Annotated in this window: 25 protein-coding genes; 16 read left to right on the plus strand and 9 right to left on the minus strand. The window is 64.7% G+C overall.

Translation table 11 applies throughout. From position 1 onward, the window contains the following. Window positions 1–30 precede the first annotated feature (30 nt). Window positions 31–726, minus strand: coding sequence for a GntR family transcriptional regulator (locus tag AC066S_RS06425; RefSeq protein ID WP_157282741.1), 696 nt, complete (start codon window positions 724–726; stop codon window positions 31–33). A 351-nt stretch (window positions 727–1,077) separates the two neighbouring features. On the opposite strand from AC066S_RS06425, the gene AC066S_RS06430 reads away from it, so the two are divergent. The 11 genes from AC066S_RS06430 (at window position 1,078) to AC066S_RS06480 (ending at window position 14,446) form a co-directional block, all read left to right on the plus strand. Then, window positions 1,078–3,207, plus strand: a complete 2,130-nt coding sequence (locus AC066S_RS06430) for an acetate--CoA ligase family protein (protein ID WP_478269216.1) — start codon at window positions 1,078–1,080, stop codon at window positions 3,205–3,207. 163 nt (window positions 3,208–3,370) lie between these two features. Then, window positions 3,371–4,213: an IclR family transcriptional regulator gene (locus tag AC066S_RS06435; protein WP_478269329.1), complete on the plus strand. Its 843-nt coding sequence runs from the start codon at window positions 3,371–3,373 to the stop codon at window positions 4,211–4,213. 108 nt (window positions 4,214–4,321) lie between these two features. Continuing rightward, the gene (locus AC066S_RS06440) at window positions 4,322–5,290 is read left to right on the plus strand and encodes a Bug family tripartite tricarboxylate transporter substrate binding protein (protein WP_478269217.1); all 969 of its coding nucleotides are present in this window, start codon (window positions 4,322–4,324) and stop codon (window positions 5,288–5,290) included. Continuing rightward, window positions 5,287–5,772 (plus strand): tripartite tricarboxylate transporter TctB family protein, encoded by a 486-nt coding sequence (locus tag AC066S_RS06445; RefSeq protein ID WP_126256059.1) that lies wholly within the window; start codon window positions 5,287–5,289, stop codon window positions 5,770–5,772. Before AC066S_RS06440 ends, AC066S_RS06445 begins: the two co-directional genes overlap by 4 nt. Then, window positions 5,772–7,271 (plus strand): tripartite tricarboxylate transporter permease, encoded by a 1,500-nt coding sequence (locus AC066S_RS06450; RefSeq protein WP_126256738.1) that lies wholly within the window; start codon window positions 5,772–5,774, stop codon window positions 7,269–7,271. The genes AC066S_RS06445 and AC066S_RS06450 overlap by 1 nt, the downstream gene beginning before the upstream one ends. Window positions 7,272–7,424: 153 nt before the next feature. Beyond that, on the plus strand, window positions 7,425–8,228 hold the full coding sequence (locus tag AC066S_RS06455) for an NYN domain-containing protein (RefSeq protein ID WP_135164110.1): 804 nt from the start codon (window positions 7,425–7,427) through the stop codon (window positions 8,226–8,228). Between the two features lie 83 nt (window positions 8,229–8,311). After that, window positions 8,312–10,114, plus strand: a complete 1,803-nt coding sequence (locus tag AC066S_RS06460) for an adenine deaminase C-terminal domain-containing protein (protein ID WP_478269218.1) — start codon at window positions 8,312–8,314, stop codon at window positions 10,112–10,114. Between the two features lie 152 nt (window positions 10,115–10,266). Next, window positions 10,267–12,057 (plus strand): glyoxylate carboligase, encoded by a 1,791-nt coding sequence (gene gcl, locus AC066S_RS06465; RefSeq protein WP_478269219.1) that lies wholly within the window; start codon window positions 10,267–10,269, stop codon window positions 12,055–12,057. Between the two features lie 11 nt (window positions 12,058–12,068). Next, window positions 12,069–12,854: a hydroxypyruvate isomerase gene (gene hyi / locus AC066S_RS06470; RefSeq protein ID WP_135168216.1), complete on the plus strand. Its 786-nt coding sequence runs from the start codon at window positions 12,069–12,071 to the stop codon at window positions 12,852–12,854. A gap of 210 nt (window positions 12,855–13,064) precedes the next feature. Further along, on the plus strand, window positions 13,065–13,952 hold the full coding sequence (locus tag AC066S_RS06475; protein WP_478269220.1) for a 2-hydroxy-3-oxopropionate reductase: 888 nt from the start codon (window positions 13,065–13,067) through the stop codon (window positions 13,950–13,952). Window positions 13,953–14,062: 110 nt separating this feature from the next. Further along, complete coding sequence (locus tag AC066S_RS06480) at window positions 14,063–14,446, plus strand: DUF1236 domain-containing protein (protein ID WP_478269221.1); 384 nt, start codon at window positions 14,063–14,065, stop codon at window positions 14,444–14,446. 45 nt (window positions 14,447–14,491) lie between these two features. On the opposite strand, the gene AC066S_RS06485 is transcribed toward AC066S_RS06480, so the two are convergent. From AC066S_RS06485 to AC066S_RS06495, 3 genes are all read right to left on the minus strand, one after another. Continuing rightward, entirely contained in the window at window positions 14,492–14,869 is a 378-nt protein-coding gene (locus AC066S_RS06485; RefSeq protein ID WP_135168218.1) for a VanZ family protein, read from the minus strand. A 76-nt stretch (window positions 14,870–14,945) separates the two neighbouring features. After that, on the minus strand, window positions 14,946–15,542 hold the full coding sequence (locus AC066S_RS06490; protein ID WP_478269222.1) for a thiamine pyrophosphate-dependent enzyme: 597 nt from the start codon (window positions 15,540–15,542) through the stop codon (window positions 14,946–14,948). A gap of 8 nt (window positions 15,543–15,550) precedes the next feature. Beyond that, on the minus strand, window positions 15,551–16,117 hold the full coding sequence (locus AC066S_RS06495) for a thiamine pyrophosphate-binding protein (protein ID WP_164718435.1): 567 nt from the start codon (window positions 16,115–16,117) through the stop codon (window positions 15,551–15,553). A 261-nt stretch (window positions 16,118–16,378) separates the two neighbouring features. Between AC066S_RS06495 and AC066S_RS06500 the strand changes: the two genes are divergently transcribed. Beyond that, window positions 16,379–17,428, plus strand: coding sequence for a hydroxyacid dehydrogenase (locus AC066S_RS06500; protein WP_478269223.1), 1,050 nt, complete (start codon window positions 16,379–16,381; stop codon window positions 17,426–17,428). A gap of 133 nt (window positions 17,429–17,561) precedes the next feature. Further along, a complete protein-coding gene (locus tag AC066S_RS06505) occupies window positions 17,562–17,774 on the plus strand; it encodes a hypothetical protein (protein ID WP_126256049.1) in 213 nt (70 codons plus the stop codon). 106 nt (window positions 17,775–17,880) lie between these two features. On the opposite strand, the gene AC066S_RS06510 is transcribed toward AC066S_RS06505, so the two are convergent. The 3 genes from AC066S_RS06510 to AC066S_RS06520 form a co-directional block, all read right to left on the minus strand. Continuing rightward, a complete protein-coding gene (locus AC066S_RS06510) occupies window positions 17,881–18,459 on the minus strand; it encodes a GNAT family N-acetyltransferase (protein ID WP_164718434.1) in 579 nt (192 codons plus the stop codon). Between the two features lie 6 nt (window positions 18,460–18,465). Then, window positions 18,466–20,823, minus strand: coding sequence for an Orn/Lys/Arg family decarboxylase (locus AC066S_RS06515; RefSeq protein ID WP_126256047.1), 2,358 nt, complete (start codon window positions 20,821–20,823; stop codon window positions 18,466–18,468). Window positions 20,824–20,908: 85 nt separating this feature from the next. Beyond that, window positions 20,909–21,388, minus strand: coding sequence for an Lrp/AsnC family transcriptional regulator (locus tag AC066S_RS06520; RefSeq protein ID WP_478269224.1), 480 nt, complete (start codon window positions 21,386–21,388; stop codon window positions 20,909–20,911). A 143-nt stretch (window positions 21,389–21,531) separates the two neighbouring features. Here AC066S_RS06520 and ald point away from each other — a divergent pair, with 143 nt between their 5' ends. Next, window positions 21,532–22,647 carry an alanine dehydrogenase gene (gene ald, locus AC066S_RS06525; RefSeq protein WP_126256045.1) on the plus strand — a complete coding sequence of 372 codons (1,116 nt, stop codon included), beginning with the start codon at window positions 21,532–21,534 and terminating at the stop codon, window positions 22,645–22,647. A 167-nt stretch (window positions 22,648–22,814) separates the two neighbouring features. On the opposite strand, the gene AC066S_RS06530 is transcribed toward ald, so the two are convergent. Both AC066S_RS06530 and AC066S_RS06535 read right to left on the minus strand, forming a co-directional pair. Further along, entirely contained in the window at window positions 22,815–23,093 is a 279-nt protein-coding gene (locus AC066S_RS06530; RefSeq protein ID WP_478269225.1) for a hypothetical protein, read from the minus strand. Continuing rightward, the gene (locus tag AC066S_RS06535) at window positions 23,054–24,733 is read right to left on the minus strand and encodes a flavin-containing monooxygenase (RefSeq protein WP_478269226.1); all 1,680 of its coding nucleotides are present in this window, start codon (window positions 24,731–24,733) and stop codon (window positions 23,054–23,056) included. Before AC066S_RS06535 ends, AC066S_RS06530 begins: the two co-directional genes overlap by 40 nt. Window positions 24,734–24,979: 246 nt before the next feature. Between AC066S_RS06535 and AC066S_RS06540 the strand changes: the two genes are divergently transcribed. Beyond that, entirely contained in the window at window positions 24,980–25,198 is a 219-nt protein-coding gene (locus tag AC066S_RS06540) for a hypothetical protein (protein WP_126256043.1), read from the plus strand. 130 nt (window positions 25,199–25,328) lie between these two features. Continuing rightward, window positions 25,329–26,387, plus strand: coding sequence for a YeiH family protein (locus tag AC066S_RS06545; protein WP_478269227.1), 1,059 nt, complete (start codon window positions 25,329–25,331; stop codon window positions 26,385–26,387). Window positions 26,388–26,434 lie beyond the last annotated feature (47 nt).

Here is a 26,434-nt window from a genome sequence, read left to right on the forward strand (position 1 = left end):
GGCGAGTTGTTCGCCCTTCTGGTGAATGGTCTAAGTGAAAAGTTCCTGGCCGTGCGCTTCGACGTAAGCGGCGAGGCCGAGAGTGTGATCGCGGGCGCGCTTCTCGGCGAGCTCGGTGTCGCGCGCTTCCAGCGCTTCGATGATGCCGAGATGTTCGGGCAGCGAGGTCGCGGTACGATCCTTGCGTCCGATGGTCAGCTGGCGATAGCCGCGCACGTGCAGCAAGAGGTCGTTGGTGAGATCGACCAGCACGGGGGACTCCGACAGCGAGATCAGCGCCTGGTGGAAGGCGATGTTGGCCCGGGAATATTCCTCGACATGATCTTCGGGCAGACGGTCCTTGCCGAAATCCTTGAAGTAGTCGCGCAGCGCCGTGATGTCCTTCTTGCGCGCGGTGGTGGTGATGAGGCGTGCCGCCATGCTCTCCAGCGCCGCCCAGGCGCGGATCATGTCGACGATCTCGCTCTTGGTCCGGCGCACCACCATGATGCCGCGGCGCGGCACCGTCTTCACGAAACCGTCCTGCTCGAGCATGGCGATGGCTTCGCGGATCGGCGTGCGGCTGACGCCCAGGCGTTCGGACAGCGCGCGCTCGTCGAGCATCACCGGCTCGGGCGTCGAATAGATGTCCATCTTGAGGATGGCTTCCTTCAAGGCGTCATACGCCTTGTTCTTGAAGCTGCTCTCCGGGGCAATACGAACGATTGCGATGTCTGCCTCGGCCATGTTCGGCAACGCCTTGGTTGGTTTCCGCAGTGACACGACGAATCTCCTCCAGTGGGGAGTCGTCTTTTACAGGAATATTCACGGGAAAGTTTTTGGCATACCACATGCCAGAATGTCAAGGCGGCGATTTTTTGCGGCGTTCTAAGCCATGCTACAGCTTGACAAGTTGGCTTCTGGCATACCAAATGCCATAGCCAGCCATTTTTGATCCATGGCGGCGGAGTAATCTCAGGCTTTATGCCGCTCCGGCCCGCGACATGGAACAGAGCGCGGCGAATGGCAAGCATCACGGGCAGCCGCAAACACGCGCGCGCTTTGAAAAGAACGAACTGAGGTCAAGGGAGAAGCCACATGTCCAATTCCAAAGATGCCGTCCGCAAGGTGCTTGACCAGGTCAAGGCGGACAACCGCACCAGCCTGACGGCCCCGGAAGGTAAGCTGGTCTGCGACGCCTACGGCATTCCGGTGCCGAAGGAGGGCGTGGCGAAGTCGGCGGGCGAAGCCGGCAAGATGGCCTCTTCGATGGGCTTTCCGGTCGTGATGAAGATCGTCTCGCCGGACATTCTCCACAAGACCGAAGCCGGCGGCGTTATCGTCGGCCTCAAGACGGCGGATGAGGCCGAGAAGGCCTACGAGACCATCCTGTCCAACGCCAAGAAGTACAAGGCCGATGCCAAGATCGAGGGCGTCCAGGTGCAGCAGATGCTGGCCGGCGGCACCGAGGTGATCGTCGGCTCGATCACCGACGGCTCGTTCGGCAAGCTGGTGGCCTTCGGCCTCGGCGGCGTGCTGGTCGAGGTGCTCAAGGACATCACCTTCCGCCTCGCGCCGGCGACCAAGGAAGACGCGCTGTCGATGCTCGACGGCATCCAGGCGCATGAGATCCTGAAGGGCGTGCGCGGCGGGGAGCCCGTGAACCGCTCGGCGCTCGCCGAAATCATCGTCAAGGTCTCGCAGCTCGTCACCGATTTCCCTGAAATCGTCGAGCTCGACCTCAATCCGGTGTTCGCGACGCCGAAGGGCGCGACCGCCGCCGACGTCCGCATCGTCGTCGACTTCGCCTATGTGCCGAAGCCGAAGCCCCGCCCGACCGAGGAGATCGTCGCGGCGATGAACCGTATCATGCAGCCCAAGGCGGTCGCCGTGGTCGGCGCCTCCGCCGAGGACGGCAAGATCGGCAACTCCGTGATGAAGAACCTCATCAACGGCGGCTACAAGGGCGACATCTACCCGATCCATCCCAACGCCGCCGAGATCCTGGGCTACAAGGCGTATAAGAGCGTCAAGGACGTGCCTGGCGTGATCGACGTGGCGGTGTTCGCGATCCCCGCCAAGTTCGTGGCGGCGGCGCTGACCGAATGCGGCGAGAAGAAAATCCCCGGCGCGGTTCTGATTCCGTCGGGCTTTGCCGAAGCCGGCGCGCCGGAGCTGCAGGCGGAGATCGTCGAGGTCGGCAAGAAGTACGACATCCGCTTGATGGGGCCGAACATCTACGGCTTCTACTATACGCCGGCCAATCTCTGCGCGACCTTCTGCACGGCCTACGACGTCAAGGGACATGCCGCGCTGTCGTCGCAGTCGGGCGGCATTGGCATGGCCATCATCGGCTTCTCGCGTTCGGCGAAAATGGGCGTTTCGGCCATCGTCGGCCTCGGCAACAAGTCCGATATCGACGAGGACGATCTGCTCGCCTTCTTCGAGCAGGATCCGAACACGAACCTGATCGCGCAGCACTGCGAAGACCTCAAGGACGGCCGCGCCTTTGCGGAGGCCGCAAAGCGCGTCTCCAAGAAGAAGCCGGTCGTCGTGCTCAAGGCCGGCCGCACCTCGGCGGGCGCGAAGGCGGCGTCCTCGCACACCGGCGCGCTCGCCGGTAATGACCGCATCTACGAGGACGTTTTCAAGCAGTCCGGCGTGATCCGGGCCCGCTCGCTGCGCCAGCTGCTCGAATTCGCCCGCGGCGTACCGGTGCTGCCGACGCCGAAGGGCGAGAACGTCCTGATCATCACCGGTGCCGGCGGCTCGGGCGTGCTGCTGTCGGATTCCTGCGTCGACAACGGCCTGTCGTTGATGTCGATGCCGCCGGATCTCGACGCGGCCTTCCGCAAGTTCATCCCGCCGTTCGGCGCGGCCGGAAATCCTGTGGATATCACCGGCGGCGAGCCGCCGATCACCTACGTCAACACCGTGAAGCTCGGCCTGTCGGACGAGCGCATCCACGCGCTGATCCTCGGCTACTGGCACACCATCGTCACCCCGCCGATGGTGTTCGCCCGCAACATGGTCGAGGTGAAGAAGGAGATGGAGGCCAAGGGCTTCGTGAAGCCGATGGTCGCCTCGCTCGCCGGCGACGTCGAGGTCGAGGAAGCCGCCGAATATCTCTACCAGAACGGCATCCCGGCCTATGCCTATTCGACCGAACTGCCGGTCGAGGTGTTGGGAGCCAAGTACAGATGGGCGCGCGGGGCAGGGCTGCTCTGAGCCTAACTCTCCTGTCATCCCGGGGCGATGCGGAGCATCGAACTATGGTGCGCAATTGCGCACCTGAGGATCTCGAGATTCCGGGTCTGGTACGCCAGGCCCGCGCTGCGCGCAGTCCCGGCGGACCATCCCGGAATGACGGATGCACAAGCGGCAGGTCGCGATGAACAAGAACGTGATCCGGCGCAAATCGATCGAGCCCAAATCGGCTGCGGAGGCCGACCACGAGACCCGCGACGGCGGCGTGCAGTCCGTCGACCGCGCGCTCTCCATCCTGGAAACGCTGGCCGAGGACGACGAGGGCTACCGCCTCAGCGATCTGGCGATCCGCACGGGATTGTCGACCTCGACCGTGCATCGCCTGCTCGCGACGCTGGAGAGCCGTCGCTTCGTGCAGTTCGACCGCGCCGAATCCAAATGGCACGTCGGCTCGCGCGCCTTCACGGTCGGCGCGAGCTTTGCGCGGCGGCGCAACTTCTCGACGCAGGCGATTCCATATTTGCGCAAGCTGCGCGATCTGACCCGCGAGACGGCCAATCTCGCCGTCGTCGACGACGAATTCATCATCGTTCTGACCCGCATGGAGAGCCGCGAGATCATGCGCTCGCTGACCCAAGTCGGCGGCCGTGTCCCCATGGTGACGTCAGGCGTCGGCAAGGCGGTGCTCGCGACCTATTCGGATGAGGACGTCGGCGCCGTCATCCGCCATCACGGCATGCCGCGCCTGACCGGGAAGTCGATCGTGCGGCCGAGCGATCTGTTCAAGGAACTCGAAAAGATCCGCCGGCAGGGTTTTGCGCTCGACGATGAGGAGGCCTGCATAGGCCTGCGCTGCATTGCCGCGGTGGTATACAACGACTGCGCCGAGCCGCTCGCGGCGATTTCCGTCTCCGGCATGACCAGCCGCCTGACCGACGACAGATTGCCGGACGTCGGCCAAATCGTGCGCGACGTCGCCGGCGAGCTGACTGTCGCGCTGGGTGGGGTGATGCCGACGCCCCGCTAACACGAAGGAATCTGGGCGCTGTCGCTGGACAGCATCGGCCGTTTTGGTTGATATGCGACGAAACGACACAATGCGGCAAACGTCCGCATGAGCCTGGAGAGCGTCCTCATGTTCCAATTTTCCGCGCGCCTTGCCGGCGCAGCCATCGCGCTGACCCTTGCGACAGCGACGCCATCCCTTGCCCAGCAGCTCGAGCTCAAGCTGATGGCGCCGGCGGCCCCGGGCGGCGGCTGGGACCAGACCGCGCGCTCGATGCAGCAGGCTCTGGTGGCCTCTGGTGTGGCGCGCAGCGTGCAGGTCACCAACGTTCCCGGGGCCGGCGGCAGCGTCGGCATCGCCCAGTTCGTCAATGGCGCCAAGGGCGACGGCAACCAGATGATGGTCAACGGCTTCGTCATGGTGGGTGCCCTCGCCATGAACAAGTCGCCGGTGACGCTGGAACAGGTGACGCCGATCGCGCGCCTCACCGAAGAAATTCAGGTGATCGTGGTGCCCGCGAACTCGCCGATCAAGACGGCGCAGGATCTCGCCGCCGCGGTGAAGGCCGACATCGCCAAGGTGACCTTTGCCGGCGGCTCGGCCGGCGGCGTCGACCATGTGATGGCGGCGTTGTTTGCCGGTGCCGTCGGCGCGGACGCGAAGAAGATCAACTACATCCCGTTCTCCGGCGGCGGCGAGTCGCTCGCCGCGATCCTCGGCGGCAAGGTCACCGCGGGTATTTCGGGCCTCAGCGAATATGAAGGACAGATCAAGTCCGGCAAGCTGCGCGCGATCGGCGTGACCTCGGAGAAGCGCATCGCCGGCAGCGATATCCCGACCTTCAAGGAGCAGGGCATCGACCTCGTGATCGCCAATTGGCGTTCGGTCGTCGCGCCTCCCGGCATCACGCCGGAGCAGCGCAAGACCCTGACCGATGCGGTCGAGAAGATGGTGAAGTCGGATGCCTGGAAGGAAATCCTCAAGCAGAAGGGCTGGGAGGATGCCTATCTCGGGGGCGATGCCTTCGCCGACTTCCTGAAGAAGGAAACCGTGCGCGTCACCGACGTGCTGAAGTCGGTCGGCCTGGTTAAGTCATGACCTCGGGTGATCCCGCCCAGCCGCCGCGGCGCGTCGATCGCGCCGGCGTCGTCATCGCTGCGCTGCTCGCAGGTCTCGCCGCCGTACTGGTGTTTGACGCGCGCGGCCTGTCATCCACCGCGATGTACGGCATGGGGCCGGAGGCGATGCCGGTCGTGGTCGCCAGCGGCCTTGGGCTGCTCGCGATCGGCAATTTGATCGACGCGCTGCGCGGGAATCTGCCCGCGCGCGAAAGCGCCGACCCCGTTCCGGTGTTTCTGATCCTGGTCGGCCTGGCCTTGCTGATCGCGATCATCGGCCTTGGCGGCGGCTTCATCCTGGCAACCTCGGCGCTGTTCGTGACGACGTCGGCGGCGTTCGGGCGCCGCGCCATCCTCGTCGACAGCATCATCGCGCTGGTGATGTCGACCCTCATCTATCTCGCGTTCGACCGGCTGTTGACGCTGAGCCTTCCGACCGGCCCGCTGGAGCGACTGCTGTGATGGACACTTTTGCGGCGCTGGCCCACGGCATGGCGGTTGCGGTCCAGCCGATGAACCTGCTCTATGCGCTGATCGGCGTGTTCCTCGGCACCGCCGTCGGCGTGCTGCCCGGCATCGGCCCGGCGCTGACGGTCGCGCTGCTGCTGCCTGTCACCTACAAGCTCGACCCCGGCGGCTCGCTGATCATGTTCGCCGGCATCTATTACGGCGGCATGTATGGCGGCTCGACCACCGCGATCCTGATCAACACGCCCGGCGAGAGCGCCTCGATGGCGACCGCGCTCGAAGGCAACAAGATGGCCAAGGCCGGCCGCGGCGGGCCGGCGCTTGCGACCTCTGCGATTGGCTCTTTTGTGGCCGGAACCATCGCCACCATCGGTCTTGCCTTCCTCGCGCCCTGGCTGGTCGATTTCGCCGTCCGCTTCGGCCCCGAGGACTATTTCGCGCTGATGTGCGTCGCCTTCGTCACGGTGTCGGCAACCTTCGGCGATTCCCCGATCCGCGGCCTGACCAGTCTGTTCATCGGCCTGACGCTCGGCCTCGTCGGCATCGACAAGCTGACGGGCCAGGCGCGGCTCGCGTTCGGCGTCCCTGAGCTGCTCGACGGCGTCGAGGTGACGACGCTTGCGGTCGGCCTGTTCGCGCTCGGCGAGGCGCTCTACGTCGCTTCGCGCCGCCACCACAGCGAGGAGAAGCTCGAGCCGGTGCGCGGCTCGCTCTGGATGACGAAGGAAGACTGGAAGCGCTCATGGAAGCCGTGGTTGCGCGGCACCATGTTCGGCTTCCCGATCGGCGCGCTGCCCGCGGGCGGCGCGGAGATCCCGACCTTTCTGTCCTATTCGACCGAGAAACGATTGACGAAGCACCCCGAAGAATTCGGCAAGGGGGCGATCGAAGGCGTCGCGGGGCCGGAAGCCGCCAACAACGCCTCCGCCGCCGGAACGCTGGTGCCGCTGCTCACGCTCGGGCTGCCGACCTCGGCAACGGCCGCGATGATGCTGGCGGGCTTCCAGCAATATGGCCTCAACCCGGGACCGCTGCTGTTTGCCGAACGGCCGGACCTGGTATGGGGCCTGATCGCCAGCCTGTTCATCGCCAATTGCATGCTGCTGGTGCTCAATTTGCCGCTGGTCGGCCTGTGGGTGCGGCTGCTCGCGATCCCGCAGCCCTGGCTCTATGCCGGCATCCTCGTGTTCGCGACCATGGGCACCATCGCCGCAAAGCCGTCGGTGGTGGAATTGTCGATGCTGGCCGCCTTCGGTGTGCTCGGCTTTCTGATGCGCCGGTTCGATTTTCCGATCGCGCCGGTCGTGGTCGGCCTGATCCTCGGCCCGATCGCCGAAAGCCAGCTGCGCCGCGCGCTCGCGATCAGTCTCGGCGATCCCATGACGCTGCTGCAGAGCCCGATCTCGGCGACGCTGCTCGGCATCGCACTGCTTGCGCTATTGGCTCCGTTTGTGCTGAAGGGGCTGGGGCGGTTCAAGGCGAACGAGGACTAAAGCGCGATGCGATTAGGATGAATCGTCATCGCGCTTTAGGTTGTTGTTTAAGCATGATCTTTTCGGAAAACCGCTGCGCACTTTTCCGGATCATGCTTTAGCCGTCCCGACGCACTTGTCGTCTTGTGTCGCGTCCATTCGTGGGGAACTGTCATGCCTTCCGAGCTCCGCTCGCCGCGTCTGGCGGTTCTGATCGACGCCGACAATGCCTCCGCCAAGATCGCGGACGGACTATTCGAGGAGATTGCCAAGATCGGCGAGGCCAGCGTTCGCCGTATCTATGGCGATTTCTCCAACGCACGGTCCAGGGGCTGGGCCGATATCCTGTCGAAGCACGCCATCATCCCACAGCAGCAGTTCGCCTATACGACGGGAAAGAACGCCTCCGACATCACGCTGGTCATCGACGCCATGGACCTGCTCCACAGCGGCCGGTTCGACGGCTTTTGCCTGGTGTCGTCGGATAGCGACTTTACCCGCCTGGCCGCTCGCATCCGGGAGCAGGGCATCGACGTCTTCGGGTTCGGCGAGCAGAAGACGCCGGAAAGCTTCAGGCAGGCCTGTCGGAGGTTCGTTTATACGGAGAACCTCCTTGCCGGACCGGCGAATACGCAGGACGCCACTTCAAGGTCGGCATCGCTTCAGCCACCCGAAGCGGCCACGCCGATCATCAAGAAGGTGATCACCCAGATGGAGAGCGAGGACGGCTGGGTTACGTTAGGCGAGGTCGGTCGGCAGCTTGCCAATCTCGCGTCCGATTTCGATCCGAGGACGTTCGGCTTCCGCAAGCTGAGCGATCTCGTGCGAAAGACAAATTCCTTCGAGATCGACGAGTCGAAGGGCCGGTCGATGCGAATTCGGGTCAAGGCCACCGCAGCCGCCGCACCGCCGAGAAGGCGGAACCCGCGCAGGTCTTCGAGAGCGGGGACGGCAGGAGGTTCGGCGCCTAAAGCGTAAGCACGGGTGCCGTTTTATTTGAATTGCCGAACCGGCCTGCGGGCGCAACCATTGCTGGGCTGTTTCCGTCACGCGAGAGCCCCATGACAAAACTCACCCGCTTTGCCGTCGCGCCGCTGCACGGCATGACGCGCCGCCTTGCCGACGTCGCTTCCGCGCGCCTTGCGCCCGATCTCGTCATCACTGGCGCTCGGGTGCTTTCGACCTATTCGGAGCGCATCCACGCGAACCGCGAGGTCTGGATCACCGGCGGCCGCATCGCCGCCGTGAAGCCGGCCGGAACAGCGAAGAAGACTTGGAACGGTGTGCCGCTCTACGACGCCGCCGGCGGCATCGTCGCGCCGGGCCTGGTCGATCCGCACATCCACATCGAATCCTCGATGGTGACGGCCTGCGCCTATGCCGAGGCCGCGCTGCTCAACGGCACCACCACGATCTTCTGCGACAGCCACGAGATCGGCAACGTCATGGATGTCGCTGGCGTCGAGGCGATGCTGGAGGACGCACGGGAGGCGCCGCTCTCGATTTTCTTGACGGTGCCTTCGACCGTCCCTGCGACATCGGCTGAGCTCGAGACGGCTGGCGGCGATCTCACGCCCGACAAGATCGCGGGTCTGTTCGATCGCTGGCCCGAAGCCGTGGCACTCGGCGAGAAGATGGACTTTGTGCCGGTGACGATGGGCGACGAGCGCAGCCACGCCATCCTCGCGGCCGCGTTGAAGCGGGGACGGCCGGTGTCCGGCCACGTCTACGGCCGCGAGTTCGTCGCGGCCTATGCGGCGTCCGGCGTCACCGACACCCACGAAGCGATCGATCGCGACATCGCCGACGATCTGCTCGACGCCGGCGTCTGGGTGTTCCTGCGCGGCGGACCGCCGACGACGCCCTGGCATTCGCTGCCGCAGGCGATCCGCACCATCACCGAGCTTGGGGCCTCGCACAAGCGCACGGCGGTGTGCACCGATGACCGCGATGCCGACGATCTCCTGCTGTTCGGCCTCGACTGGGTGGTGCGCGAAGCCGTGAAGGCGGGGATGTCGCCGGAGCAGGCCTGGTCGATGGGTTCGCTGCATGGCGCGACGCGCTTCGGCATGGATGGCGATATCGGCGGGCTCGGTGGCGGCCGCCGCGCCGATCTCGTGCTGATGGATGATCAACTCAAGCCGCAATGCACCTGGTATGGCGGCGAGCTCGTGGTCGAGCATGGCAGGATCACGCCACGTCTCGATCAGGTACTGTCACAGCGCTATCAATATCCGAAGGCGGCCTATGCGACTGTGAAGCTGCCGGAGAAGGTCAAGCTGACGCCGGAGCTTCCAGCAAAAGCGTGTACGGTCAACGCGATCAAGACCGCGCTGCCTGGCATCACGCTGATCCACGAGAAGGTTAAGATCGAGCCCGCAAAGGACTGGCCGTCGCTGTTCGCGCGCTACGGCCTGTGCTTCGTCACAGTGGTCGAGCGCCATGGCAAATCGGCCGGCAATGTCGCCTACGGCCTCTTGAAGGATTTCGGCCTCAAGCGCGGCGCGGTCGCCTCCAGCGTCGGGCACGATAGCCACAACATCATCGTCGCCGGCACCAACGAGCCCGACATGCAGGTCGCCATCGCCGCCATCAAGGCGCGGCAGGGCGGCGTTTGCGTCGTTGCCGACGGCGAGGTGAGGGCGCTGGTCCCGCTGCCGATCGCGGGCCTGCTGTCCGACAAGCGAGTCACAGAGGTGGCCGACGAGGTCAAGGCCTTGAAGAAGGAATGGGCGGAGGCCGGCTGCACCATTCCCTACATGGGCTTCAATTTGATTCCCTTATCGGTCATTCCGGAAATTCGCATCACCGACAAGGGTCTCGTGCTGGTGCCGCAGATGGAGCTGGCGCCGCTGTTCGAGTGAGCCGCTTTCACGCGTTCCTGCATCTAACCGATTGACGTTGCCGCAATTTCTCTGCGGCTGCCGCATCGTGGAAAATAAAATCGATCTCGTTGAGATCGCACCTTGTGCAACCGATGATCTCGCTCGCTGACTTAAACCAAGCGAGGTCCGATATGGCGAAGATGCGAGCCGTCGATGCAGCCGTCCGTATTCTGGAGAGAGAGGGCATCTCGACCGCCTTCGGGGTTCCCGGGGCCGCGATCAATCCCCTGTACTCGGCGCTGAAAAAGCGCGGCTCGATCCACCATATCCTAGCACGACACGTCGAGGGCGCTTCGCACATGGCGGAGGGCTATACCCGCGCCAAGTCCGGCAATATCGGCGTCTGCATCGGAACCTCGGGGCCGGCGGGCACCGACATGATCACCGGGCTTTATTCCGCGATCGCCGATTCCGTCCCGATCCTCTGCATCACCGGACAGGCGCCGCGGGCGCGGCTCTACAAGGAGGATTTCCAGGCCGTCGACATCGAGTCGATCGCAAAGCCCGTCACGAAATGGGCGGTGACCGTGCGCGAGCCGGCGCTGGTGCCGCGCGTGTTCAGCCAGGCGTTTCATGTGATGCGCTCAGGGAGGCCGGGGCCGGTCCTGATCGACATGCCGCTCGACGTGCAGCTCGCCGAGATCGAGTTCGACGACGAGACCTATGAGCCGCTGCCGGTCTACAAGCCCACCGCCACGCGCAAGCAGGTCGAGAAGGCGCTGGAGATGCTCAACGCCGCCGAGCGGCCGCTGATCGTCGCAGGCGGCGGCATCATCAACGCCGATGCTTCGGACCTGCTGGTGGAGTTCGCCGAGATCGCCAATGTGCCCGTGGTGCCGACCCTGATGGGATGGGGGGCGATCCCCGACGATCACGTGCTGATGGCCGGCATGGTCGGGCTTCAGACCAGCCACCGCTACGGCAACGCCACCATGCTGGAATCCGACTTCGTGCTCGGCATCGGCAATCGCTGGGCCAATCGCCACACCGGCTCGGTCGAGACCTACACCAAGGGCCGCACCTTCGTGCATGTCGATATCGAGCCGACCCAGATCGGGCGGGTGTTCAATCCCGATCTCGGCATCGTCTCGGACGCGAAGGCCGCGCTCGAGCTGTTCGTCACCGTCGCCAGGGAGTGGCGGCGGGCAGGCAGGCTCCGCGAGCGCCAGGCGTGGCCCGCTTCCTGCCGCGATCGCAAGAGAACGATGCTGCGCAAGAGTCATTTCGACAATGTCCCGATCAAGCCGCAGCGCGTCTATGAGGAGATGACCAAGGCCTTCGGTCGCGACACCTGCTACGTCACCGTGATCGGCCTGTCGCAGATCGCCGGCGCGCAATTCCTCGGCGTCTACAAGCCGCGCAACTGGATCAATGCGGGACAGGCGGGGCCGCTCGGCTGGACCTTGCCCGCCGCGCTCGGCGTGCGCGCGGCCTGTCCGGAGCGCGACATCGTCGCGCTGTCCGGCGATTACGACTTCCAGTTCCTGATCGAGGAGCTCGCGGTCGGCGCGCAGTTCAATCTGCCCTACATCCACGTCGTCGTGAACAATTCCTATCTCGGCCTGATCCGCCAGGCCCAGCGCGGGTTCGAGATGGACTATCACGTCCAGCTCTCCTTCGAGAACATCAACGCGCCCGAGATCGGCGTCTACGGCGTCGACCATGTCGCGGTCGCCGAAGGCCTCGGCTGCAAGGCGATCCGCGTCACCGATCCGAAGGACGCACAGGCTGCGTTCGCGACGGCGCGCGAATTGATGGCGAAGCACCGCGTGCCCGTGGTGGTCGAGTTCATCCTCGAACGCGTGACCAACATCGCGATGGGCACGGAGATCGACAACATCGTCGAGTTCGAGGAGGTGCTGGACCTGCCGCTCGATGAAGTCGGGACCAAACGGCCCGGCGTGCTGCAGCCGGCGGAATAGGGGAGAGTATCATGCCGAAATTCGCCGCCAACCTCACCATGCTGTTCAATGAGATGCCATTCCTCGATCGCTTCGCAGCGGCGAAGGCGGCGGGATTCTCCGGGGTCGAATATCTCTTTCCCTATGATTTCGACAAGGCGCAGCTGCGCGAGCAGCTCGATGCCCATGGCCTGACGCAGGTGCTGCATAATCTGCCGGCCGGAAACTGGGCAGGCGGCGAGCGCGGCATCGCGATCCTGCCGGATCGCACCGCCGAATTCCGTGACGGCGTGTTCCGCGCCATCGACTATGCCAAGGCGCTCGATTGCGATCAGCTCAATTGTCTCGTGGGTATTGCGCCTGCCGATGCCGATCCGCGCGAGCTGAACGAGACGCTGGTCGGAAATTTGCGCTTTGCCGCCTCGACGCTGGCACGCGAGAACATCAAGCTGCTGGTCGAGCCGATCAACACGCTCGACATTCCCGGCTTCTTCCTCAACGGCACCGAGCAGGCGGTGCAGCTGATCTCCGAAGCGCGGTCGAACAACCTCTTCATCCAGTACGACATCTACCACATGCAGATCATGGAGGGCGATCTCGCCCGCACCATGCAGGAATATCTGCCTGAGATCGCCCACATCCAGCTTGCCGACAATCCTGGCCGGCACGAGCCGGGCACCGGAGAGATCAACTATCCCTTCCTGTTCCGCCATCTCGACGCGATCGGCTATCGCGGCTGGATCGGCTGCGAATACAAGCCGCGCACCACGACGCTGGAAGGGCTTTCGTGGCACGCCGCGCAGACGTTTGAGACCTGAATGCAGCCATGACGACGGTGCGCTCCCTCTCCCGCGTGCGGGAGAGGGCGGGGGAGAGGGTGTCACCGCGACGGGAATTTCTGAGGTGCGCCGAGAAAATCCCCCAGCGGAGAAAGCCCTCACCCGGCGCTTCGCGCCGACCTCTCCCGCACGCGGGAGAGGTGCACCGAACCCGCGGATCGATTTCGCTGTAATGATAGAGGATTTGTTATGATCGACATCGGCTTCATCGGACTTGGCACCATGGGACGGCCGATGGCCGGCCACCTCCTGGCCGCAGGCCATCGCGTTCTCTTGCATGACGTCGCGCCCGTTGCGCCGGAGCTGATCGCGGCCGGCGGCATTCCCTGCAAGTCCGGCAAAGAGGTCGCGGAGGAGGCGGATGCGGTCATCATCATGGTGCCTGATACTCCGCATGTCGAGGCCGTGCTGTTCGGCAAGGACGGGGTCGCGAGCGGTGTTTCCAAGGGCAAGATGGTCGTCGACATGAGCTCGATCTCGCCGCTGGCGACGAAGGAGTTCGCGAAGAGGATCGAGGCGCTGGGTGCGGACTATCTCGACGCGCCGGTGTCGGGCGGCGAGGTCGGGGCCAAGGCAGCGAGCCTCACCATCATGGTCGGCGGCCCGGAGCGGGCCTTCGGCACCATGAAGCCGGTCTTCGACAAGATGGGCAAGAACGTCACCCGCGTCGGCGCCAATGGCGACGGGCAGACGACCAAGGTCGCCAACCAGATCATCGTCGCACTGACGATCGAGGCGGTGAGCGAGGCGCTGTTGTTTGCGTCGAAGGCCGGCGCCGATCCGGCGCTGGTGCGGCAGGCGCTGATGGGCGGCTTTGCCTCCTCACGCATTCTCGAGGTACACGGCGAACGGATGGTGAAGCGCAATTTCGATCCCGGCTTCCGCATCGAGCTGCACCAGAAGGATCTCAATCTCGCGCTCGAAGGTGCGCGCTCGCTTGGGCTGTCGCTGCCGAGCACGGCGGTGGCGCAGCAATTGTTCTCGGCCTGCACCGCCCATGGCGGCAAGGGCTGGGATCATTCGGCGATGGTGCGGGCGCTGGAACTGATGGCGGGCCACGAGATCACTGCCGCCTGATCTGTTACGCCGTAACAGATCTCCAGGGCGTGTGTTTCGCCGCGGGGAACCGGAACAACGGTCCGGCCCCGCGGTTGAAGGCGCATGGCAATCACTGGAGGCTAAAGAACATGAAGACCCGTCTTGCGATTACGTTGGCTGCCGCTTCGTTGCTGGCGTCGAGCGCGGCCTTTGCCCAGTCGACGACCGAACAGGGCGCCAGGGACGGCGCGCGTGCAGGTGGCGACATCGGCGGACCAATCGGCGCAATGGTTGGCGGCACCGTCGGTGCAGCTGTCGGCGCCGGTCTCGAAATTCCGAATGCGGTGCTGGGCGGAATCCCGCGCAGCGATTCCGTGGTGATCCAGGGGCGCGTCGTGGTCGGGGAGCCGCTGCCGCCGAGCGTGGTGCTCCGCCCCGTGCCGAACTACACCGAGTATCGCTATGCGGTCGTGAATGACCGCCGCGTGATCGTCGAGCCGCGCACGCGCCGCGTCGTCAAGATCATCGACTGACCGGCGGCAATCCTTATGCGTTGAGAGGATGGGCCCTGCGGAGTGTCACTCCGCGGGGCCTTCGCTTGTCGCGACAGGCCCGGCGCGAAAGCGCGTGAGCAGCCAATCGATCGCGGCCGCAAGCGCGAAGCCGATGCAGGCGGTGAGCGCGTCGACCAGAAAATCCTCCAGCCGGGCGTGGCGCCCGGGTGCCCAAAATTGCATCAGCTCGAGCGCGCCGATCAGGACCACAGCGGCCGCCGCGATCAGCAGGCGCCGGCGCGGATAGGCGAAGCCGAAGGCCAGCCCCACCAGCATGAATGCGAGCGCATGTTCGCCGTCTTGGCCGAGGTCGGAATGAGGCCGCAGTCCGGGGGGACCGAGTGTGGCGAGAGTCACGGCCGCCGCGAGCAGCCAGGCAAATGAACGAACCAAAATGGACATCTGCTCCGCTTAGCACACATTGCCGGGGGCCTGTACAGTCCCTCCATCAGATCGCCGTATAGTTAATGACGAAACCTCAAAGTGGCTCGCGCACGCCGAGCCCGTGCATGAAGCGCTCCCGTATCTGCACGGGGTCACGCCTCGTGGTGCCGACCCCGGGCTTGTCGTCGATCCGGACGGCGATCAGGTGCGGCTCGGCTGCGGACAGGGCCGCGTCGACCAGTCGTTCGAAATCCTCCTCGTCCGCGGCCCAGGCGCTGTTGGAAAGGCCGCAGCCGGTGGCGATGGCCACGATGTCGGCGACGCTTGCCGCAGGTGTCGGCTGGGCGCCCGTAATTTGGTAGATGCCATTGTCCATCACGATCATGATGAGGTTCTTCGGCCTCAGGCTCGCAATCGTCGAGAGCGCGCCGAGCTGCATCAACAGCGAGCCGTCGCCTTCGAGCGCGAAGACGCGCCGATCCGGTTGCGCCAGCGCCACGCCCAGCGCGATCGGGAAGGCGAGCCCCATGCTGCCCAGCATGTAGAAATTCTGCGGGCGGTGCCCGGCGGCCCAGAGGTCGAAATTGGTGTTGCCGATGCCGCCGATCACGGCTTCCTCGTGCTTGAGCTTTGCGATCAGCCGCGAGGTCACGTCGAAGCGGTTCATGACCTTGGTGTTGCGCGTATTCATGACGGCGCTCACTTGTCGAAAACCTTGCCGCCGGTGAGCAGCGGGTTGAGGATCAGCGCCACCGGCGCCTGCGTGGTGACGGCCTGCTTGATCGAGCGGTCGGCGATGAATTCGAGCTCGTCGAGCCGGGTGATGGTGTGATGCTCGAGCGCCAATGAGTCCAGCACCGGGCGCATGGTGCGGCAGACCAGCGATTGCCCGTAATTGAACTCGCCGAGCGTGCCGCGCTCGGACACGAACATGATCAGGGGGATCTGGTAGGGCACCGCGAGCGAGGCCAGCACGTTGGCGAGCGTCGCAAAGCCGGAGGTCTGCATCAGCACCGCGCCGCGCCGGCCGCCCATCCAGGCGCCCGAAACGATCCCGACCGCCTCTTCTTCGCGCGCGGTGGCAAAGGTGGTGAAGAACGGATCGGCGTGCAGATTCCTGATCAGCGGGGTCAGCACGCGGTCGGGCACGTAGGGGATGAGGCTGATCTCGTTTCGTTTCAGGGTTTGCAGGACGATGCCGTGCCAGCTCCCGTCGCTGGACCCCTGTGCCGCCTGGGGCGAAGTCCGCTGTTCCGCAATCGCCATTGCGTTCTCCCTCGCGCCGCGCATGCTTCTTGGTCTTCGCCATTGCCATTGCGTTGGCCGTCGCGGCAGTCTGCCGAACTTGACGGAGCGGGCGGGATTGTCAACATGTCCGGGCCGGCACCGTGATCTGCGCCAGACCGTCTGCCGTGGCCGGCACCGCCGTGTCATAAGAGGCGACAATTTGAAAACTGGAGGGAGGCAGTGACGGGCGCGCATCGCCCTGGCCTTGCGGAGCCCTTCAAGAGAGCCGGAAGGGTCCTGATGTCCGTCAACAATAAGCGCGTCTTCTACGTCAAATACCTGGCCAATCCGATCTATGTCGACATCCTTAATGCGCGGCCCGACGTCCGGCTCGACCGTATCGAGAACGAGAGTCCCGAAGACTTCTACGCGCCGATCCTGCGCGCTGCCCATGCCTACCAGGTCGGCGCCGCCCGCGACGAACTCGCCCCGCATTTTCATGTCGATGCCGCCTTCCTGAAGCGCACCCCGAACCTGCTGCTTGTCTCCAGCAACGGCGCGGGCTTCGATCCGGTCGACGTCGGGGCCTGCACCGATGCGGGGGTGCTGGTCGTCAATCAGTCGGGCGGCAATGCCCATTCGGTTGCCGAGCACGCGCTGGCGATGATGCTGACGCTGTCCAAACGCATCATCCAGTCGGATCGCCGCCTGCGCCGCGAGCGCGACGTCAACCGTAACGAGCTCATCGGCAACGAGGTCGAGCACAAGACCGTCGGCATCATCGGCCTCGGCAATGTCGGCCGCCGCATCGCCGCACTGTGCAAGGGCCTGCTCGGCATGAAGGTGCTGGCCTACGACCCGTATCTCTCGACCGAGGTGATGGCAGAACGGGGCGGAGAGAAAGTCGAGCTCGACGAACTGCTGCGCCGCTCGGATTTTGTCTCGATTTCCTGTCCGCTCGACAAGGGCAGTCGCAACATGATCAGCACGCGCGAGTTTGCGCTGATGCAGCCGCATGCCTACTTCATCACCACGGCGCGCGGCTTCATCCACGACGAGGATGCTCTGCTCCAGGCGCTGCGCGACAAGCGCATCGCCGGTGCCGGTCTCGACGTCTGGTCCAAGGAGCCCCCGCCGCCGGAGCATCCGCTGCTCCAGTTCGACAACGTGCTCGCAAGCCCCCATACCGCGGGGGTGACGATCGAGGCGCGCCGGAACATGGGCCGGATCGCGGCCGAGCAGGTGCTCGACACGCTCGACGGCAAGCGCCCGCCGCGCATCATCAATCCAGAGGTCTGGCCGGTCTATGCGGAGCGCTTCAAGCTGGCTTTCGGCATGACGCCGGGATAGAGGCAGCCGCATTGCCGTTCCGGGACGGAGACGCGGCGAGGAACGCCCTCCCGACCTTGATCCGCGTCAAAATCTCATTTCCCGGCCCGGCCTAAATGGGATTAGAGTGCTGTCGGGGCAGCAGGGAGGTCCCATGTCAACCTATGTCGTCAAGTTCATGAAGAACGTGCTCGGTGAGTACGGCCGGCAGAGCGAGATTTGCCAGGGCACGCTGGAAATCGACGCCGCCGACGAGAACGAGGCCAGGGAGCAGGCGAAAGCGAGATTCTGCAAGGATCAGGCACTGCATCACTGGTCGCTGCATGCCGACCGCATCCATGTGAAGCCGGCCGACTTTCCGTCGTGAGGCCCATTGGTTAAGCGTGATCTCCGCGCAAACGCGTTCCGCGTTTGGCGCGAGGAAAGCCGCTACATACTCTGTGCTAACGCGCCCTCGGGGTTCGGATCACACTCTATCTATCGGCCCGGCGCGTGACCGGCGGTGGCGTCGTCGTCCCGGCGCCGAGCGAGCGTTGCACCATGACGGTGTCGGACCAGCGGCCGTGGCGATAGGCGACGCCGCAGAGCAGGCCGGCGCGTGCGAAGCCAAACTTCTCGTGCAGCGCCAGCGAGGGCTCGTTGTCGGCATCGATATAGCCGATCATCTGGCGGAAGCCCGCCGCCGCGCAGGCATCGATCAATTCCTGGAGCAATAGCCGTCCGACCCCGCGGCCGAGCTGCTCATGGTGGACGTAGATCGAATGCTTGGCTGTATAGCGATAGGCCGGCCGTTTGCGAAACAGCACGGCGTAGGCATAGCCGACCACTTCGCCGCGAAAGGTCGCGACCAGATGGGGAAGGCGGGTCTGCTTCAGGTTCTTGCGCCGGTCGCGCAGATCGTCCGGTTCCGGTGCGCCGGTTCCCTCGACATCGCGCGGCACGCCATTGCGGACATGATGGCGGTAGATCGCCAGCATCGCCTCGACGTCGCTCTCGCGTGACGGGCGGACCAGGACGGGTTCGTCACTCGCGCGTACAGCTGTTTCGATCATGGGCAGCTACTCGGCGACGACGTAAGTGTAGAGCCCGATCCGCCCCTGAGCATCGATCTCCTTGTAGACGCCCTGGATCTCGACGTCGAAGCCCGGGAACGTGTTGAAGCAGGTCTCGAACATCTTGAGATAATCCACCATGGGCTTGGCGCGTTCGGTCAGTCGTTCGCCGGGCACGATGGTGGCGATGCCGGGCGGGTAGACCACGAAGGGCGTGGTGGCGATGCGGCCCGCGATTGCCTCGATCGGGAGGTAGTCGACGTCGTTCTTGAACAGATAGCGCGCGGCATCGCGGGGCGACATCGCGATCTCAGGCATGTGCTCGGGCATGAACTGTCGCGCTTGGAGCGCGCTGACATCGCAGGCGCGGAAGAAGCCGTGCATCTGCCCACAGAGGTCGCGCAGCCGCACGCCGGCATAGCGCGCCTGCCGACGTTGATAGAACTCCGGGATAACCTCCGCCAGCAACGCATTGTCGTCGTGCAGCTTCTTGAAGGCAACGAGGCCGGAGATCAGCGTGCCGGCCTTGCTGGCCTCGACGCCGGGCGTGAGCAGGAAGAGCAGGGAGTTGAGGTCATTCTTCTCCGGCACGATGCGGTTTTCGCGCAAATATTGCGCGACCACGGGGGCGGGAATGCCGTGCTCGGCATAGGCGCCGGTGGCGCGGTCGAAGCCGGGCGTGAGCAGCGTCAGCTTGTTCGGGTCGGTCATGGCAAAGCCTTCGGTGACGCCGGGGAAGCCATGCCAATTGCTGTCGAGCGAGAGCTGCCATAGCGCAGGATTGGTGGCGAGCTCATCGGTGGAAAGCGTCTCCCAGGCGACATTATGCGTGGCGCCGGGGCGGCTGACGTCGGGAATGGCGACGCGGTCGGGCACGAAAGGCTCGAAGAACCAGCGGCGGTCCGGATTCTGTTCCTTCTCCTCGAACTCCCTGCGCATCGCGCGGATCTTCTTGCGCAGCTCGATGCCAAGCCGGATCGTGTCGTCCCACAGCACTTCACCGGAGCGGCCCTTCATCATCTGTGCGCCCACATCCAGCGATGCGAAGAGTGGGTAGAAGGGAGATGTTGAGGCGTGCTGCATGAAACTTTCGTTGAAGCGGCGGTGCTCGACGCGTCGCTTCTGGCCGCGGATGTGGCGGTCCTTGATGTGGATCTGCGAAGCCTGCGAGAAGCTGGCAAGCTGCTTGTGGGTTGACTGCGTCGCGATGATACCGGGCGCTTCCGGGGGAAGGTTCGAAAGGCCCATGGCGAAGCGGCCGGCATAGAGCGGGTGAAATTTCATGAAGCCGGCCCAGGCCTCGTCGAACAGGATGTAGTCGCAGAGATGGCCGATGCGCTTCAGGATCATTTCGGCGCTGTGGATCGAGCCGTCATAGGTGCACTGCTCGACGACGGCGACGCGAAATGGCCGCTCCTTGCGCCAGGCGTCGCGATCCCGGACCAGGGGATGGTTGCGGATCGCCTCGCGCAAGGTTTTCTCGTCGAGCGCGTCCCAGCGCATCGGACCGATCAGGCCCCAGGCGTTGCGGATGGTCGGGACATAGACCGGGATGCCGCCATTGATCATCAGCGCGCCGTGATGGGCGGCCTTGTGGTTGTTGCGGTCGAACAGCACGAGGTCGCCGTCGGTGACGAGGGCGCCGAGCGCGACCTTGTTCGAGGTCGAGGTGCCGTTGAGAACGAAATAGGTCTTTTCCGCGCCGAAGATCTGGGCTGCTTCCTTCTGCGCCTTTAGCGCCGGCCCCTCATGGGTGAGGAGATCGCCGAGATCGAGCACGGAATTATCGAGGTCGTCTCGGAATACGGATTCGCCGAGATGCTCGACGAAAACGCGGCCGATCGGGCTGCGATTGTAGAACACGCCGCCATTGTGGCCCGGGCAGGTCCAGAGCTGGTTTCCCTCCTCGGCATAGTCGACGAGGGCGCCGAAAAACGGCGTCTTCAGCGTCTCGGCGTATTGCTTGAGCCGGCTGATCAGATTCTTGGCAATGAAGGGCGGAGTTTCCTCGGACAGGAAGACATAACCGTCGATGAAGTCGAGCACCTCGACCGGCAGATCTTCGAAGCGCTTGCGCCGGATCAGGAGGATGATCGGAAAGTCGAGGCCACGGCGCCGCATCAGATTGATCAGGGCAGAGGTCTTGCCTTCGAGGCCCTTCTTGCCCCAGTCCACCACCATGCAGCCGATCGCGGCATCGGTTTGCACCGCCATCTCGGCATCCTCCAGCTTGCGAGCCCGGACCACCTCGAAGCCCGAGCGCTGGATTTCCTCGATGATCTGGTTGAAGCGAATGCCCTCAAGGTCGTCGGCGTCGAAGGCCGGTGCGGCGAATAGGAAGTTGAAGCGCTTGAAATAGTCCATGGTCTGTCCCGAATGTGCCAGGAGATACAGCTCTCTGCACATTCGATGACAGCTGGATGACAGAAGGCGGGGAGAGGGAGAAGCGCTACCGCTTCGCCTCGCCGAACACCACCGTCGGCACCGCGCGGTTGACGATTTCGCGCAAGGCAAAGCTCGATTGCACGCGCGCAACGCGCGGCAGCCGGGACAGCTCGGTCCGGTGAATGCGCTCGAAATCCTGGATGTCACGGGCCAGCACGATGAGGATGTAATCGTCGGTGCCCGACATCAGGAAGCAGCGCACGACGGAGGGGCATTTCACCACCGCCGCCTCGAAGGCCTTCAGCGCCTCGTCGCTCTGGCTCTCCAGCGCGATGCGAACCAGCACGGTGGTGGTGAGGCCGAACTGGGCGAGATCGAGCGTGGCCTGATAGGCCTGGATGTAGCCGTCATCTTCAAGCGTCTTCTGTCGCCGAGCCAGCGCCGTGCTCGACAGGCCGATCTTGCTCGCGAGCTCGGCATGACTGGCGCGCGCATTGGTCGTGAGTTCCGCGAGGATCGCGAGGTCTTTCCGGTCGAGGGCCAAGGTTTCGTTTCCAGCGTGAAAGAGCCTTTCGGCGCCGGAAACCGGCGCGAGCCCGTTCAAACTAGCGGATATTTGCACGAAACCAAACCGGCCCCGTCGCTACGATGAAGCGCGGAATCAATGCGTTGGCACAGGAGCTCAAGATGCGCGTCGGCGTTCCCAAGGAGATCAAGGTGCAGGAATATCGCGTCGGGCTCACCCCGGGCGCCGTCCGTGAATATGTCGCGGCCGGTCATCAGGTTGCGGTCGAGACCGGCGCCGGCGCCGGCATCGGCGCATCCGACGATGTGTATCGGCGGGCAGGGGCCACTATCGCCGACAGCGCCCACGACATCTTTGCCAGGTCGGACATGATCGTGAAGGTGAAGGAGCCGCAGAAGAGCGAGTGGGCCCAGCTCCGGGAAGGCCAGATTCTATTTACTTATCTTCATCTTGCGCCGGATCCGGAGCAGGCCATGGGCCTGCTCGCCTCCGGCTGCACCGCGATCGCCTATGAAACCGTCACGGACGCGCGCGGTCACCTCCCGCTGCTCGCGCCGATGAGCGAAGTCGCCGGCCGCCTCGCCATCGAGGCCGCCGGCGCCGCGCTCAAGCGATCGGCCGGCGGCCGCGGCCTGCTGCTGGGCGGCGTGCCCGGCGTGCAGCCGGCGCGCGTCGTCGTGCTCGGCGGCGGCGTGGTTGGCACCCAGGCGGCCCGCATGGCCGCGGGTCTCGGAGCCGAAGTCACCGTGATCGACCGCTCGATCCCGCGCCTGCGCGAACTCGACGATCTCTTTGCCGGACGTCTGCGCACCCGCTTCTCGACCATCGAGTCGGTCGAGGAGGAGGTGTTTGCCGCCGACGTCGTGATCGGCGCGGTGCTGGTGCCGGGCGCCAGCGCGCCGAAGCTGGTCACGCGCGCGATGCTGAAATCGATGCGGCCGGGCGCCGTCCTGGTCGACGTCGCGATCGACCAGGGTGGCTGCTTCGAGACTTCGCATCCGACCACCCATACCGATCCGACCTATGAGGTGGATGGCGTCGTGCACTATTGCGTCGCCAACATGCCGGGCGCGGTGCCGGTGACGTCGAGCCAGGCCCTGAACAACGCGACGTTGCCGTTCGGCCTGATGCTGGCGAACAAGGGTTTTGCGGCGGTGCTGGAAAATCCGCACCTACGCAACGGCCTCAACGTCCATCGGGGCCGCATCACCAACAAGGCCGTGGCGGAAAGCCTCGGGCTGGACTTTGCTCCGGTGGAGAGCGGGTTGGCGGCGTAGCTGCGCGCCCTCTCCCGCTTGCGGGAGAGGGTAGGGGAGAGGGTGTCTCCGCAGTGGGATTGTCGCCGCGATGCCGAGGAAGTCCCTAGAGGAGAAAGCCTCTCCCGGCGCTTCGCGCCGACCTCTCCCGCAAGCGGGAGAGGTTGCAGCGGTGCTGGGGCTTTGTATCACCCCAACTCTGACGCCTTCGTCACCTTGTACTGCCCCAAATCGGGGTCATGCGTCATGCGCCAGTAGTCGACGAAACGCCACGGCATCGCCGAGAACACGCGGCCACTGCTGTTGCGGTAATAGGTGCTCATGCCTGGATGGGTCCAGATCATCGCCTCGTGCTCGGCATCGACCTTGCGGACATAGTCGTCGAGCACGTCCTGGCGGACGTCGATCGCCGTGACGTCTTGCTCGATCATGTCGACCAGGCACGCCGCGATGTAGGGCTCTGGCATTCCGACTGGAAGATGACGCTGCCGCCATGGGCCGGGCCGGAGTTGGGACCGAGCATGCAGAAGAAGTTCGGAAAGCCGGGCACGGTGAGGCCGAGGAAGGCGGTCGGATTGTCGTTGGCCCAGGCCTGCCGCAAATCCTTGCCTTCGCGGCCGCTGATGTTGAGACGGGCCGCCATTTCCGTCACCTTGAAACCGGTCGCCACCACGATGATGTCGGCGGGACGGTGCTTGCCGTCTGCGGCGACGATGCCCGTCTCGTCGAAACGGTCGATCGCATCCGTGACCAGCTCGACATTGTCCCGCCGCAAGGTCTTGAACCAATTGTTGTCGAGCAGGATGCGCTTGCCGTAGGGCGGATAGGTCGGCACGCATTTCTCGATCAGATCGGGCCGGCCCTGTAGCTCCGACAAGATGAAGTCCGTCAGTTCCTGGCGGTGCCGGTCGTTGCCTTTGTTGACGGCGCGCTCGGGATGCGGCCACGCCGGATCCTTGCGCAGGAAAGGCAAGAGCCCGTCGCCATAGCGCCAGAACATGTTGAAGCGATACCACTGCACATAGAACGGCAGATGCGACAGCAGCCAGCGCGCGCCCTCGCTGATCGGATCGGCATAGCCCTTCACCGGCCGCGCCCATTGCGCGCTGCGCTGATAGACCGTGACCGAGGCGACGCGGCCGGCGATCGACGGCACCAGCTGCATCGAGGTCGCACCGGTGCCGATCACGGCGACATGCTTGCGATCGACGTTGATATCGTCTGACCACAGCGCCGAATGCAGGATCGTTCCCTTGAAGTCCTCCTCGCCTTTGAAGCGGGCGCGGGAGGGATCGTTGAGCTGGCCGATCGCGCTGACCAGCGCTGTGGATTCGAACGTCTCTTCGCCGTCCTTGGTTCTCAGCGTCGAGATCCAGCGCCGCCGGCTTTCGTCCCAGCGCGACGAGGTCAGCTCGGTGTTGACGCGCAGATGCTTGCGGATGCCGTACTCGTCCGCGACCTTCTGGAGATAGCCGAGCAATTCCTCGCGCTGGCAGAAGTAGCGGGTCCACGCATTGCCGGAGCCGAACGAATAGGAATAGGAATGGTTCGGCGTGTCGACGCCGCAGCCGGGGTAGCGGTTGATCCACCAGGTGCCGCCAAGCTCGGCGTTCTTCTCGACGATGGTATAGGGGATGCCGAGATGACCGAGTGCGACGCCAAGCGCGATGGCGCAGACGCCGGCACCGACGATCAGCACATGCTGGCCGGCGAGCTTGTCGTCCGGCGGCGGCCTGGTCCAGCGCGCCTCGCGTGAGACAAAGCCCATCTCCTCGCGCATCAGGGGCGCGTATTCCGGCGCGACGTTCTCGCCGAGACAGACGCGCATCATCCTCAGCAGCAGCGCCTCGCCGGGATCGGCGATGACGGGCTTGGGCGTGCCATTGGCGAACAGCTCGACCACCGTGGCACGGATCTCGTCCTGGATGTCCCGGGGCACGCCGGCCTCGGGATCGGGGATGAGGCGGATATCGCGCTTGGGCAGGTACGGCGGCGCGAGCCATTTCTCGTCGCCGGTCATGTGCACCAGCACCATCAGCAGGCACCGGATGTCGCCTTCTGCGATGGTCGAGGCAAGGTCGAGCCTGTGCGGAAGGTCGATGTTCATGGCGTGTCCTGGTCTCCGGACGGACTGCCGGATCTATGAGCCGAAGGGCAACGAGAGATTCGCCGGCGCAATCTGACCCTGTCGCTGGATTCCGGTGTCCAGATGGGCCCGGAGAAGAAAACTATCGCTGCGACTCGGCTGCAAGGAAGGAGTTTCCCCACCGGAACGCAAAAAAGCCAATCGCTTCCATTGCCGTTTGGGGCCGAAACGACGACATTTCCACCAGGAATTGATGGATCGGCAGCTATGGAACGCACCGGATTTGAGCCCTTCGGCGAGCAGCTGGTGTCCGCGACGGACACCCAGCCGCGGTCGCGTGCGTCAAAGCTGCTGTTGCGGGTTGGCACTGGTCTGTTCTGGTCGCTGGTCGCCGGCATCGTGCTGGCGCGCGCGGCCTTCTTCGAGCCGGGCATCTATGACGGCTTCAGCCGGGTCGCCACGCTCGCCAAGAATCTGATCTTCTAAGGCCGCCGGATCTTCCGACGGTCGAATATTCCGGTCCGAGGACAGAACTTCCCTCGGCCCTGATATGTCGAAAACTTATTCCCCATCGAGCTGACGCTGCGTATAAATATTTCTCCTCGGGGAGAGATTTGTGTCGCAGAATCAAGCATCCAGCCCGGCCGATGCCAAGCCGGCCAGCGCCGCAAGCCGCATCGCGGCGCTGATTCCGGGCATCCTCCTTTGCGTTGCCGTCGCTGGTGTCTCGGCCCTGCTGGAGCGGGCGGAATTGGGCGTTTTCGAGCATCCCTATGTCGAAGCGCTGGTGATGGCGATTCTGCTCGGCATGGCGCTTCGCAGCTTCTGGAAACCTGCGCCGCGCTGGCAGGCCGGCATCGCCTTCAGCGCCAAACAGCTGCTTGAAGTCGCGGTGATGTTGCTGGGCGCTTCCATCAGCTTCGCCGCCATCGCTGCCTCTGGCGTCGCGCTGCTGGCCTCGATCGCCGCGGTCGTCGTGGTCGCGCTCTGCGCCTCCTTCGGCCTTAGCCGGCTGCTCGGCCTGTCGACGCGGCTGTCGATCCTGATCGCCTGCGGCAACTCGATCTGCGGCAATTCCGCGATCGCGGCGGTGGCGCCGATCATCGGCGCCAGCAATGACGAGATCGCATCATCGATCTCCTTTACCGCCATCCTCGGCGTGATGATGGTGCTCGGCCTGCCGCTGCTGATCCCGCTGCTGCATTTGTCCGCCACGCAATACGGCATCCTCGCAGGCCTCACCGTCTATGCGGTGCCGCAAGTGCTGGCCGCGACGGTCCCGGCCGGCCTCGTCTCGACGCAGATCGGCACGCTCGTCAAGCTGATGCGCGTCCTGATGCTCGGACCGGTGGTCGTCGGCCTGTCGCTGGTCGCCTCGCGCTGGCAGGGCGACGCCAAGAAGACCAATGTCGGCTTCTTCCGCCTGGTGCCCTGGTTCATCCTCGGCTTCCTCGCGCTCGCGACCCTGCGCTCCCTCGAGATCGTTCCGCCCACGGTGGTCGGCCCGGTGACGAAGATCACGAGCTTTCTCACCGTGGTGTCGATGGCCGCGCTCGGGCTCGGCGTCGACGTCCGCGTGCTCGCCAATGTCGGGGGACGGGTGACCGCCGCGGTGACGCTGTCGCTGATGCTGCTGCTCGGCATCAGCATCGCGCTGGTGCACTGGTTCAAGTGATCAGGGCAAACCTGCCGTAGGGTGGGCAAAGGCGCGAAGCGCCGTGC

The sequence above is a fragment of the Bradyrhizobium sp. CFUWI genome, assembly GCF_056429085.1.